The organism is Flavobacterium panici (assembly GCF_903819335.1).
GTDB lineage: Bacteria > Bacteroidota > Bacteroidia > Flavobacteriales > Flavobacteriaceae > Flavobacterium > Flavobacterium panici.
On record NZ_CAIJDE010000057.1, the window covers coordinates 1 to 12,742 of the forward strand.

The following is a 12,742-nucleotide window of genomic DNA, read 5'->3' on the forward strand; positions in this document are numbered from 1 at the left end:
AAGGGAAGCCAAAGTCTTAATCAAGATATGAGTCACAAACTCAGAGGAACGAATAGTTTACTTTTGCTTCCTTTCTCAATCATAAATCTACTTAAATTTTAAAAAACAAATCTAAAGGAGGAACGAGAAATCGCACTCGTAAATCGACAAAGATTGACACTTTTAGGAATGGAGTTTCTTGTGCGATTTCTCGTTCCGAAATGACAAAAATGACGAATTACTTTGTCTTAAAAAAAACGTGCTAAAATTATTAGCACGTTTTTTTTATTTATCTGAATAATGTCCCATAGCTGAAATCACAACAACCGTTACAATTTCTTCCTCAACACTATATATAAGTCTGTCTTTTTTATTTATTTCTCTCGACCAAAATCCTGAAAACTGATGTTTTAGCGCTTCTGGTTTCCCAACCCCTTCAAATGGAGTTTCGCTAAGCTCTTCAAGAATTTTTGCAATTTTTTTTATGCTAGATTGATTACCTGATTTTAAATGCTTTGCTATATCGTTTTTTGCTTCTGGAATTACTTCAACCCTAAACTTCCCCATACATCATTCGGATCAACCGTTATTGTTTTAGATTTTCCACTTTTATAATCTGCATAACGCTTTTCTATCATAGCAACAAATTCAGGATTATAAGGACTTTCATTCTCTTCTATTTTCACTCCTTTATTTGTAACAGCTAACAACTTCGCAAGCTCAAGCAATGTTTTGCCAGCTTTTGTTTTTTCATTTATAGTTATAGTTGTCATAATCTTAATTTTATTATTACAAAGGTACAAAAAAATTTAACCGCAAAGGTTTACGCAAGTTTAGCAAAGTTTTTTAGGAAAGGCTTTGCGAACTTTGCGTTTTTACAAACCTCAGCATATCAAAAAACCTTAGCGCCCTTTGCGGTAAAAAACCACTTTTAGTAAATCTTACAAATCATTCTCAAAATTATACAAACCGTTGTAGATCTTACTTCGGAAATTTGCATTGTAATATATAATAAATAAAACAATGACCCATACATATCAACTTAACGGAATGACTTGTACAAGCTGCGAAGACAAAGTAAAAAAAGCGCTTGAGCTTGCAGATAACGTGACCGATGTTACCGTTTCTAAAGATAACAACACCGCAACAATATCGATGAACAAGCACCTTGCACTGGCCGAATTGCAAAATGCATTAGAAAGTAAATACGAGATCAAAGCTGTCGATCATAATGAAAAGACTGAAGAAGTAAAATCATGGTTTGCTACTTATAAACCTATTTTACTGATTTTTTTCTACATCAGTTTAGTTACCTTATTAATACAATATACCAATCATCATTTTGATTATATGCAGGCAATGCCACACTTTATGGCAGGTTTTTTTCTGGTTTTTTCATTTTTTAAACTATTAAATCTAAAAGGTTTTGCCGAAAGTTATATGATGTATGATGTGCTGGCAAAAAAAATTCCGGCTTGGGGATATGTTTATGCTTTTATTGAACTTGGTTTGGGAATTTCATATTTGTTAAATTTCAATCCCTTATTGACTAATGCCATTACCTTTATCGTCATGACCATTAGTATCGTTGGTGTTTTGCAATCGGTATTAAATAAAAAGAAAATTCAGTGTGCTTGTTTGGGAGCTGTTTTCAATTTACCTATGAGTACCGTAACGATTATTGAAGATGGTTTGATGATCCTAATGAGTTTAATTATGCTGATTACCATGCTGTAATTAAAATCATTTTTCATATTAACTTATCGTTGACAAATTCCAAAACTAAATCGTATTATATTTGAACCATCATCTTCAATCAAAAAACGAAAATTATTAACAATTAAATTTTACAAAAAATGCAAAAATTATTTACCGTTTTAACCATCGCGTTATTTACAATTGGATTACAAGCTCAGGATACAACGCCTGCTAAGAAAGAAAAAGCTAAAAAAGAATCTTGCTGCAAAAAAACAGATGCAAAAAAAGACAAAAAATGCTGCGCTAAGAAATAATCGCAACATGCATTAAATTTAAAAGGCCTCAAATATTTGAGGCCTTTTTTTATGTTTTTTTTGCCACAAATTACACGAATTTTCACGAATTATTTTTTTTATAAAATGCTTTAGCATTTTAATTTCAACTCTAAAAATTTGTGGAAATTCGTGTAATTCGTGGCGAAAACTCGTCCAACTTTGTCAAAGTTCTTCCCAAAGAAATCTTTTTAATCCTTTTAATCTGTGGCAAAAAACAAAACTATTTCACTGTTGCCACATTTCCTGTTCTGGTGAGAACTCCCCAACTTTGGCTTTCTCCTTTTATGGCTCTTCTAAGCGCTCTAAATAGAATTACATACATCAATTGTCTGTATACAAATCGCTGCGGAATCAACCATATTAATTTGGTCAGTTTTTCTTTTTCAAAAATAAAGGCAATAACGCTAACCAGCATATCTACCAGCATAAAAGCAATATAGTAAACCAATATTTTATGAAGACTGTCCGGATCATTGAAATTCCAGATTAAACTTAAAATAAGAATTAAATCAGCCAAAGGCGCAAAGATTGGCAAAACGATTTGGAAAAGAAGAATATTAGGCAGAGCAACCATTCCTAATCCTTTATATCTTGGATTAAAACATGCATCTCTGTTTTTAAAAAATGCCTGCATAATACCATAACTCCATCGGAAACGCTGTTTCATAAATTCTTTCAAACTCTCTGGAGCTTCTGTTATGGCAACGGCTTCAATACAATTTATAATACGGTAATTGTTTCTTAAAATCCGAATCGTCAAATCGCAATCTTCAGCAAGCGTATCGGTTGTAAAACCTCCCGCTTTTTCAATTGCTTCTTTCTTAAAGGCTCCAATTGCTCCTGGAACAACCGTAATTCCGTTGATTAAATCAAAAGCTCTGCGGTCAAAATTTTGTGCGGTTGTGTATTCAATACTCTGCCATTTGGTAAGCATTGTATTTTCGTTTCCGACTTTTACATTTCCAGCAATCGCACCAATTTCTTCATTGTTTTTTAATTGAATCCTAAAGCCTTTCATTAATTGCGAAATGGCATCTGTTTTTAACTGCGTATCGGCATCAATGCAAACCACATACTCATTTTGGGTTAATTTAATTCCGTAATTTAAGGCAGATGCTTTTCCTCCGTTTGGTTTGGTATTGATTTTCACTTTTGGATTATTGCCAAAAGCTTCATTTATCATGGCAAAAGTTTTGTCTTTAGAACCATCATCTACAAAAACAATATCAAAATCAGGATAATCCTGCCCCAATAAATTCTCGATTGTTTTTACCGCATTTATTTCTTCATTATAAGCAGGAACAATAATACTCACTTTTGGAAGGACTCCATTTGAAGGTTTATAAATTGGCGGATATTTGTGATCTTTCCATTTTTTTATGAAAGCCATAATTGCCATTAATGCAATTCGGAAAAAACCCAGAAAAATGGCAACCCAAAATGTAGCCGTAATAAAATGTCCAAACCAATATCCGAAATCAAAAATAAAATTGTCAATTGAAATAAACGGACCTTTTGCTTCGGGCATAATTTCATCTTTTGTTTTACCAAGCAAGTTAGCAACAGTCGTAAACTGAATATGTCTGTCTTTAAAATATTTAATAATTCGGGGCAGGGCTATAACGGTAGCTTCTCTGTTTCCTCCGGCATCGTGAAGCAGAATAATTCCTTTATCGGGATTTGCTTCATATTGTTGTATGGTTCTAATGTAAACAGAATCGGCACTTACGCCTTTTTCCCAATCATTTGGGTCGATACTTTCTCCAACTGTATAATAATTTTGCGCTTTACTTAACGCAATTGGTTTCAGTTCGGCTTCTGTTGTAGGTTCAGCATCTGCATTATAAGGCGCTCTAAAAAGGACTGTGCTTTTTCCGGTAACGGCTTCGATTAATAATCGGGTCGTTTCCATTTCTTTGGCCGCGCGTTCCGGACTTACCAAAGCAATATTTGGATGCGTAAAAGTATGATTGCCTATTTCATGGCCTTCTTTATAAATTCTTTGCAGCAGCGGAATATTATTTTCTCCCTGAATACCAATCACAAAAAATACTGCAGGTACTTTTTCTCTTTTTAAAATATCTAAAATCTGAGGTGTATAAGTAGGATCCGGCCCGTCATCAAAAGTTAAAATGACTTGTTTGTTTACGTTTCCAAATTTGCTGATTACATATTTTGTTGGTAATTCTACATATTTCTGTTCTGTAATAATGTCTTCGTCATTATTGATTTCTAATTCTATTTTTCCCGCTGCAGGAGCTGCAATCACATTTAATATTTCGCCGTCTCCAATATAAGCAGGACTTTCAATTCGGGTATCGACACGTTTCATTATATTAAAATCGAAAGGCTTTTTATTGATGCTTTCGTCTGTTAAGCTGCGCTGGTAAAAACTCCACAAACGTTGATCTTCACTTCCTAAACGCCACAAAGCGGTTCCTCCCAAACCATATTCGTCACTAAACCTTATGGTATTAAAATTAGTGGCAGCATCTTCAAAATTAACGACGTGTTTTTTACCATTACTATCTGTATAATTAAAAGAGTTACTATAGCTGTTATTATCAAATTTTATCGTGGCATTATGCTGCTTTGCAATGGCAATTGCCTGATCGTATGTTATGGTTTCTCCTTCTTGTTTTTCCTGCCAGTCGTAACCATAACCGGCAAAACAAAGAATAATTTTCTCTGATGGAATTTCCTTAGCAGTTTTGTCTACGATGCGTTCTATCCATTTCTGACTGCTTACATCTCCCGGAACACTGCCGGCATAATGTTCATCATAAGCCATCAAAAACATATAATCATTGTATTTTGCCAATGCTTTTACATTAAAATCATCGTCTGATGCCATAATATCCTGCGAAACAAGATATCCAAGCGGATGGAGTTTTTCATATAAAGCTTTTTGAAAAGCAATTATAGGTTCATCGCTATTTTCTTTAAACTCTTCAAAATCGATATTTATTCCTTGTAAATCATTTTTTTTTAATGCTTTTACAATATCATTAATTAGTCTTTCTCTTTTATTTTTATCATGAAGAATGCGATGAATAAGATCGCCGTCAAATTCGCCTTCGCCTAAAGATTCATTGATATTGTTGATTAACGGAAGGATTTTCACCTTTCCTTTTTTCATTACTTTCAATGCTGCCGTATCAATTTCTGTTCGCAGTAAATCGGTTTTTGGGTCAATAAAAAACCATTCGGGAACTACCATATTGAGTTTGTCAATATTTTTTTGGAGTGAAAATAAACTCTGCGGATCCCAGTCTACATAAAAAGCTGACCGAATTTCTTCAGTTGTTTTAGGTACAATAGGTTGTTTTCGTAATTTTTCTATTTTCTTTTTTTCTCTTAAGAAATAATCAAACCCTTTAAACTTTTTGAGTTCTTTATCACTTAAGTCTTTTGGCGTAATGGGATTTTCAAGACTATGTCCGGTTCGGCTGCTGTTGGCCAAAAGCGGCAATGGTGGTTTTAATCCTCTTTTTAAAGTAATAAAGAAAATAGGAATCATTAAAATAAGAAGAAACAAAATAAGCCTGCTTGACCATTGAAAAGTTTTCCAGCGTTTTTGGGTAACCGTCTGAAATATTTGTTTTTTATCATCCATATACTTTACTTTTTTAGATAAATGCTATTAAAAGATAAATCAAAACATAATCTGTAAATCCTGAAGATTTAGACAACTTGATAAAATTCTGTTTTACTTTTATGAAATATTTATCTTACAAATGTAGTTTAATTTAGATACAAAACTAGTATTGATAAATGAAGATAAAATTAGCAGACTAAATATTTCCGGAAGCAGAAACTATAGAATAAAATTACGAAAGAAAAAGTTCAAAAAAACAAAGCATTGCAACAAAACTTACTGATTAGCAAATAAATACAAAAAAAGACCCCAATTGCTTGAGGTCTTTCTTTATGTTTGTTTTTCGCCACGAATTTCACGAATTAGCACGAATTATTTGTTCAAATTGAATTACATAGATTTAAAACTTTAAAATTCGTGCTAATTCGTGAAATTCGTGGCAAAAAGATTTATTTCAATCTAACGCTCCATTCAAAATCCATTTCAGAAACCTGAACGCCTTCTTCATTAGTTCCTATAGATTTCATCCAGAAGGTTTGTCCCTCGCCAGTTGCGATTGTCTGCTGAATGGCTTCGGCAATTAAATGTCCGTCGTTGCATACAAAAGTTATTCTTCCGGTTGCTTTTTTTGTGAAGTTCCCTTTATTATTAGCGACAAGCATCGAGATTTTTTTACCGCTTTGCTGAATTTGTGAAATAACCAAAGCGCCTGTTGTTAACTCCGCAGCCATTGCCTGAACTGCGAAATACATCGAATTAAAAGGGTTTTGATTGATCCAGCGGTGTTTTACACTTACTACACATCTGTCTTTATCGATTGCTTTTACACGTACGCCGCAAAAGTATGCCGACGGTAATTTGAATAATACAAATTTGTTAAGTTTAGATACAGATATTGCCATTTGATATATTTTTTATGTAAAAATACGAAAAAACTATGCACGCACAATAAATTGATATTGCTTTCTAAAACTATCAGTAAAATCAATACTTAGCGATGATTTTCAGCTTTTTATATTTCCTAAATCAATTTTTAAATTGTTAATATTTTGTTAATATTTGGTACTATGTAAAACAAGATACTGTCTTTTAGATATATATTTGCATAAGAAATTACTATATGCTTTTAATCATTCAATCAAAACCACTCATCATGGAAAAATCATCAGAAAAGAATACTTCGGCATTCGCACATTTAAGTACATTAAGTCAATACATTATTCCGTTTGGAAATTATATTTTTCCAATCATCATTTGGTCAAGTTATAAAGACAAATCGGAGTTTGTAGATCATCACGGAAAACAAGCTTTGAACTTTCAGTTAAGTTTATTGCTTTACACGTTAATCTTAGCTTTAATCGCAATTCCGGTTTTTGTTACGGTTTTTTTACAAAACCTTCCAATCGAAGCTGTTTTTAATGACCATGAAGATTTCTACATCAGAAATTTCAATTTTGAAGGAAACATTGGCCTTTTAAGTATTGGAGCTACGGCAGTAGTACTTTTTGGACTTTTAAAATTTGTTGAATTCTTTTTAGTGATTTATGCTTCTATAAAAGCTTCAAACGGAGAGTTATACAAATATCCGCTTACGATTTCTTTTATAAAGTAACACTTCGACTTCGCTCAGTGTGACATAAAATAAGGTTAAAGGTTATAGCACAAAAACAATCAATCATCAATCAATTATCATCAATCAAAAAACGAATTGTTCAATCTAAAAAAAACAAAATGAAATTATGAACATTGAAAACACAAAAGCACAGATGCGCAAAGGTGTTCTTGAGTTTTGCATCTTATCTGTTCTAAAAGAAAAAGACGCATATACATCTGAAATATTAGACACTTTAAAAAACGCAAAATTACTAGTTGTTGAGGGAACAGTTTATCCGCTTTTAACTAGATTGAAAAACGACGGTTTACTAAATTATCGATGGGAAGAATCGACATCTGGACCACCTAGAAAATATTACGGATTAACCGAAATAGGGCAAACATTTTTAAACGAACTTAGCGGTACCTGGACTGAATTGTCTGACGCCGTAAAACTAATCACCAATCAAAATCAATAAGTCATGAACAAAACAGTAAATATTAACTTAGGCGGTATGTTTTTTCACATCGATGAAGATGCATATTTAAAATTGACACGCTATTTTGACGCTATAAAAAGATCACTTAACAACTCGTCTGGACAGGATGAAATTATTAAAGATATCGAAATGCGTGTTTCTGAATTATTAACAGAAAAACAAAAAAGCGAGAAACATGTTGTTGGACTGAAAGACGTTGACGAAGTGATTGCGGTGATGGGACAACCAGAAGACTATATCATTGACGAGGAAGAAAAATCAAATCAGTCTTTTAATAATTATAGTGGAAGAAGTCACAAAAAATTATACCGTGACAAAGAAAACGGTATGATTGGCGGTGTTGCAACTGGCTTGGCTCACTATTTTGGAATTGATGCCGTTTGGATCAAAATCGTATTTTTAATATTCGTTTTTGCAGGTTTTGGAACTGGTATTTTAGCTTATTTCGTTCTTTGGATTGTAACGCCTGAGGCTGTTACAACTTCTGAAAAGCTAGAAATGACAGGAGAACCGGTTACGATTTCGAACATTGAAAAAAAAGTTCGTGAAGAGATAGATTCATTATCTGATAAATTTAAAAATGCAGATTATGATAAAATGGGAAACCAGGTAAAGTCGGGAGCTGAGAGAATAAGTAGTTCATTTGGAGACTTTATCATCACGGTTTTTAAAATCTTCGCCAAATTTTTAGGAGTAGTTTTAATTATGTCTGGTATTGCGGTTTTAATCATGTTAATGGTTGGGGTTTTTACCTTAGGAACGAATGCTTTTGTTGAATTCCCATGGCAGAACTTTATAGAAGCCGGAAACTTTACAGAATATCCTATTTGGTCTTTTGGTTTATTAATGCTTTTTGTATTTGGGATTCCGTTTTTCTTCTTAACATTATTAGGATTTAAATTGTTGTCTCCAAACTTAAAATCAATTGGTAACATTACAAAATATACTTTATTAGCTGTATGGATTATCGCTCTTGCAATCGCAATTAGTTTTGGAATTAAACAAGCTACAGAGATCTCTCGTGACAATAAAGTGGTAGAAAAGAAAATAATTGCCATTACTCCAAAAGATACTTTGTATGTAAAATTCAGATACAATGACTATTATGCAAAAGATTTATATCGTCACGGAGATTTTCAATTTGTACAGGATTCAGCTGGAAATGATTTGATTTATTCAACAGATGTACGTTTACATGTTTTACGTACTGATGAAACTTCTCCTTATATTCAGATAGAAAAAAGCGCCAGAGGAAATTCATTAACTAACGCTAAAAAAAGAGCAGAAAAAATCAATTTTAAATACCAGGTTAATGGAAATCGTTTAATTTTGGATAATTATTTTCTGACAGATGTTAAAAATAAATTCAGAGGTCAGGAAGTAGACGTGTTCTTATATTTACCAGAAGGTCAATTATTTAAACCAGATGCTTCAATACAAGAATATGATGATACTGATGATAATTTCTTTAACTTACACTTTAGCGGGAATTACAACTATAAAGTAGAAGGTTCAAAAATTAAATGTTTGAACTGTCCTGCAGATGAAATGGACGATGAAGATCATGACGGAGATTATAATGAAGATTACAATGAAGAAAATCATATTGAAAAAGATACTGTAAACGAAGTTTCTATTAAAGTAAATGGAAAAGAAATTTTAAACGGTAAAAAAACTAATGGAAAGCTAACCACTGATAAAAACGGAGTTATAATTAAAATTAACTAAGCCATGATAAAAATAATCATTCATATTACGAAATTTGTTATTGCCACTATTACCGCTTTATTGTTTGCTTCATGTAATAACTTAAACCTGAACACAATTGAAGGCAGCGGGAATGTAACCACTGAAAAAAGAATTGTTCAGGGAGATTTTAAAAACATCGAAGTAAGCAATGCAATAGATTTAGTTATCCAGCAATCTGATTCGGTAGACATTACTGTTGAAGCTGATGATAATTTACAGAAAGAAATCATTACAAAAGTTGAAAACGGAACTTTGATCATTGAATGCAAATTCTCTTCTTTCCGTAATGTAACTCAGAAAAAAGTAACGGTAAAAATGCCTCATGTTAACAGAGTTGAGGCATCGAGCGCTGCGAGTGTATTAAGTAAAAATACACTTCAGGGAGAAAACATAGAGTTAGAAACTTCAAGTGCAGCTTCAATGCATGTAGATGTAGAGTCTGATAATATTTCTTGTAATTCAAGCAGCGGAAGCTCAATTGACATCAAAGGAAAAGCATTAAAAGTACAGACTTCAGCGTCAAGCGGATCTTCAATCGAAGCTGGAAAATTATTAGCAAATGATGTTGATGCCGATGTTTCGAGCGGAGCAGTAATAAACGTTCATCCTATTTTAAAATTAAAAGCACAAGCGAGCAGCGGCGGAAACATTAACTATAACAATGTTCCTAAGACTATCGAGAAAACAGCAAGTTCCGGAGGAAGCGTTAGTCAAAGCTAACATTTTTAAACTGTTAAATATAAAAGAAATCATTCATCTAAAGTGGATGATTTTTTTATATTTGTCAAAATCAAATCTAAAATAAATGAAAAAAAATACAGCCCTGTTCCTACTGCTTTTGGTTACAACGTTAACTTTTGCTCAAAAGAGAGAAAAAGTAAAAGGATCTAAAATTGTAACTACCTCTATTAAAGACGTAGGAAGTTTTGATGCTCTTGAAGCCGATGATAATATTGAAGTTTATCTTGAAAAAGGAGAGAAAAACGAAATCAAAATTGAAGCCGATGACAATCTTCATGAAATCATTGGAATGGACTTAAGAGATAAAACGCTTCGTTTATATACCTCAAAAGAAAGTACAATTTTCAAAAAGCTTTCTGTAAAGGTTACTTATACGAGTTCACTAACGAAAGTAATTGCAAAAAATGATTCTAAAATTTATGCTATTCAGGAAGTTCAATTAGATGATATTACTTTTAGTAGTTTTGATTATTCCAGATTATACCTGAATGTCAATTCAAAAAAATTCAATTTAATTGCTGATGACAAATCAAGAACAGAGTTAAACTTAAAAGCTGATGATGGAAGTTTACAATTAAGCAAAAGTGCTTCTATTAAAACTTTGGTTTCTGCTATTAAATTTAAATGTGATTTGTACCAAAAAGCAAATGCCGCTATTGAAGGAATTGCTGAAAAAGCAACAATACGTTTAGATAATAATTCGGTTTTCACCGGAACAAAATTTACTTTGAAAGAGGCTAATGTAACAGCTGAAAACAATTCTGTTGGAAGCATTTTAGCCGAAACAACTGTTTCAATTGCTGTTGGAGATAAAGCAGAATTATCTTTATTTGGAAATCCAAAAATTGAATTAACTCGTTTCTCTGAAGAAGCTAAGCTGATTAAGAAGATTAAATAATTTGTTTCAGGTTTTCTTTGTTTCAAGTTTCAAGTTGAAATTTAGGAACGTTAATTATAAAAGAAAATCCCAGTCTATAATCTAGACCGGGATTTTTTTATGCTTTTTTACAGATTCCAGCAACTTGAAACAAAGAAAACCTGAAACCTGAAACAAAATTTACTCTTTAGAAGCTAAATAACGCTCTGCGTCAAGTGCAGCCATACAACCTGTACCAGCAGCAGTAATTGCCTGACGGTAAACGTGATCTGCAGCATCTCCGGCAACGAAAACACCTGCTACATTTGTATTAGAAGTTCCCGGTGTATTTATGATATATCCAGTTTCGTCAAGAGTGATGTAATCTTTAAAAATATCTGTGTTTGGTTTGTGACCAATTGCTACGAAAAATCCAGTTGCAGGAATTTCAATAACTTCTCCAGTTGTTTTATTTAATGCTTTAATAGCATGTACTACATTTGAATCTCCTAAAACTTCAACAGTATCGTGATTCATTAAAATCTCAATATTTTCTGTTTTACGAACGCGTTCTTCCATAATTTTTGAAGCTCTGAATTTCTCGCTTCTTACTAACATCGTTACTTTTTTACAAAGTTTAGATAAGTAATGTGCTTCTTCACAAGCAGAATCTCCTGCTCCAACAATCACAACTTCTTGGTTACGGTAGAAAAATCCGTCGCAGACAGCGCAAGCAGAAACGCCGCCTCCCATATTTAAATAGTGCTGTTCTGATGGTAATCCTAAATATTTAGCTGTAGCACCTGTAGAAATAATAACAGTTTCACAGTGCAATTCGATTGAATCGTTAATCCAAACTTTATGAATATCTCCAGAAAAATCAACTTTTGTTGCCCATCCATCACGGATATCAGCTCCGAAACGTTTTGCTTGTTCTTGTAACTGAACCATCATTTCTGGTCCTGTAACACCATCAACATAACCAGGGAAATTTTCTACTTCATTAGTCGTTGTCAATTGACCTCCAGGCTGCATCCCTTGATATAAAACCGGATTCATGTTTGCTCTGGCTGCGTAAATTGCTGCAGTATAACCTGCAGGGCCAGAACCTATAATAAGGCATTTAATTTTTTCGATTGTATCTGACATAATGTGTATTGTTTTTTTGTGATGCAAATGTAAACTTTATTATAAAAAATAACACCGAAAATAAATCTGAAATAGCTATGTTAAAATAAGTTTTATTTATTTTCATTTTTTCCTTTTGTAAACAAATTTTATTTATATCTTTGCATCCGCTTTCGGGCACTACAACAAATACATCTTCGGGGTGTAGCGTAGCCCGGTTATCGCGCCTGCTTTGGGAGCAGGAGGCCGCAGGTTCGAATCCTGCCACCCCGACAAAAGTCTTTTCATTTTACTTGGAAAGACTTTTTTTTTCAATAAACTGAAAATTGAAATCATAAAATTAAAAAGTTAGCGCGTCCCGATTGAAAATCGGGAAGGCCGCAGGTTCGAATCCTGCCACCCCGACAAAAGTCTTTTCATTTACTTGAGAAGACTTTTTTTTTGCAATAAACTGAAATATAAAAACATACGATAGAACGGTTATCGCGTCCCGATTGAAAATCGGGAAGGCCGCAGGTTCTACACAAGCCAAAACAAAAAAACAAGAATAAAAAACACATATAAA

General features: G+C 33.0%; 13 protein-coding genes and 1 tRNA gene. 8 read left to right on the top strand and 6 right to left on the bottom strand.

The window, feature by feature from the left end:
- Positions 1 to 264: 264 nt before the first annotated feature.
- Complete coding sequence (locus FLAPXU55_RS18420; protein WP_180860051.1) at positions 265 to 546, bottom strand: Txe/YoeB family addiction module toxin; 282 nt, start codon at positions 544 to 546, stop codon at positions 265 to 267.
- Positions 522 to 752 carry a DUF2683 family protein gene (locus FLAPXU55_RS18425; protein WP_053472372.1) on the bottom strand — a complete coding sequence of 77 codons (231 nt, stop codon included), beginning with the start codon at positions 750 to 752 and terminating at the stop codon, positions 522 to 524. The genes FLAPXU55_RS18420 and FLAPXU55_RS18425 overlap by 25 nt, the downstream gene beginning before the upstream one ends.
- A 250-nt stretch (positions 753 to 1,002) precedes the next feature.
- Here FLAPXU55_RS18425 and FLAPXU55_RS18430 point away from each other — a divergent pair, with 250 nt between their 5' ends.
- Complete coding sequence (locus FLAPXU55_RS18430) at positions 1,003 to 1,716, top strand: heavy-metal-associated domain-containing protein (protein WP_180860053.1); 714 nt, start codon at positions 1,003 to 1,005, stop codon at positions 1,714 to 1,716.
- Positions 1,717 to 1,835: 119 nt separating this feature from the next.
- Complete coding sequence (locus tag FLAPXU55_RS18435; protein ID WP_165590691.1) at positions 1,836 to 1,991, top strand: hypothetical protein; 156 nt, start codon at positions 1,836 to 1,838, stop codon at positions 1,989 to 1,991.
- A 241-nt stretch (positions 1,992 to 2,232) separates the two neighbouring features.
- Here the strand turns inward: FLAPXU55_RS18435 and FLAPXU55_RS18440 are convergent, their stop codons facing one another.
- Both FLAPXU55_RS18440 and FLAPXU55_RS18445 read right to left on the bottom strand, forming a co-directional pair.
- Positions 2,233 to 5,628, bottom strand: coding sequence for a polysaccharide deacetylase family protein (locus tag FLAPXU55_RS18440; RefSeq protein ID WP_180860056.1), 3,396 nt, complete (start codon positions 5,626 to 5,628; stop codon positions 2,233 to 2,235).
- Between the two features lie 431 nt (positions 5,629 to 6,059).
- Positions 6,060 to 6,512: a DUF4442 domain-containing protein gene (locus tag FLAPXU55_RS18445; protein ID WP_180860058.1), complete on the bottom strand. Its 453-nt coding sequence runs from the start codon at positions 6,510 to 6,512 to the stop codon at positions 6,060 to 6,062.
- A 251-nt stretch (positions 6,513 to 6,763) separates the two neighbouring features.
- Between FLAPXU55_RS18445 and FLAPXU55_RS18450 the strand changes: the two genes are divergently transcribed.
- The 5 genes from FLAPXU55_RS18450 to FLAPXU55_RS18470 all read left to right on the top strand — a co-directional run bounded on the left by FLAPXU55_RS18450 (position 6,764) and on the right by FLAPXU55_RS18470 (position 11,091).
- Complete coding sequence (locus tag FLAPXU55_RS18450) at positions 6,764 to 7,222, top strand: DUF4870 domain-containing protein (RefSeq protein ID WP_053472451.1); 459 nt, start codon at positions 6,764 to 6,766, stop codon at positions 7,220 to 7,222.
- Between the two features lie 127 nt (positions 7,223 to 7,349).
- Entirely contained in the window at positions 7,350 to 7,682 is a 333-nt protein-coding gene (locus tag FLAPXU55_RS18455; RefSeq protein ID WP_017498072.1) for a PadR family transcriptional regulator, read from the top strand.
- 3 nt (positions 7,683 to 7,685) lie between these two features.
- The gene (locus FLAPXU55_RS18460) at positions 7,686 to 9,431 is read left to right on the top strand and encodes a PspC domain-containing protein (protein ID WP_180860060.1); all 1,746 of its coding nucleotides are present in this window, start codon (positions 7,686 to 7,688) and stop codon (positions 9,429 to 9,431) included.
- Positions 9,432 to 9,434: 3 nt separating this feature from the next.
- Positions 9,435 to 10,172 (top strand): head GIN domain-containing protein, encoded by a 738-nt coding sequence (locus tag FLAPXU55_RS18465; protein ID WP_053472376.1) that lies wholly within the window; start codon positions 9,435 to 9,437, stop codon positions 10,170 to 10,172.
- Between the two features lie 85 nt (positions 10,173 to 10,257).
- Positions 10,258 to 11,091, top strand: coding sequence for a GIN domain-containing protein (locus tag FLAPXU55_RS18470; RefSeq protein ID WP_053472377.1), 834 nt, complete (start codon positions 10,258 to 10,260; stop codon positions 11,089 to 11,091).
- Between the two features lie 159 nt (positions 11,092 to 11,250).
- Here the strand turns inward: FLAPXU55_RS18470 and trxB are convergent, their stop codons facing one another.
- On the bottom strand, positions 11,251 to 12,198 hold the full coding sequence (gene trxB / locus FLAPXU55_RS18475; RefSeq protein WP_053472378.1) for a thioredoxin-disulfide reductase: 948 nt from the start codon (positions 12,196 to 12,198) through the stop codon (positions 11,251 to 11,253).
- A 177-nt stretch (positions 12,199 to 12,375) separates the two neighbouring features.
- Here trxB and FLAPXU55_RS18480 point away from each other — a divergent pair.
- Positions 12,376 to 12,450: transfer RNA gene (locus tag FLAPXU55_RS18480), tRNA-Pro, on the top strand.
- Positions 12,451 to 12,517: 67 nt separating this feature from the next.
- On the opposite strand, the gene FLAPXU55_RS24035 is transcribed toward FLAPXU55_RS18480, so the two are convergent.
- Positions 12,518 to 12,742 (bottom strand): hypothetical protein (locus tag FLAPXU55_RS24035; protein WP_219637274.1); only part of this gene is annotated, 225 nt, incomplete at its 5' end.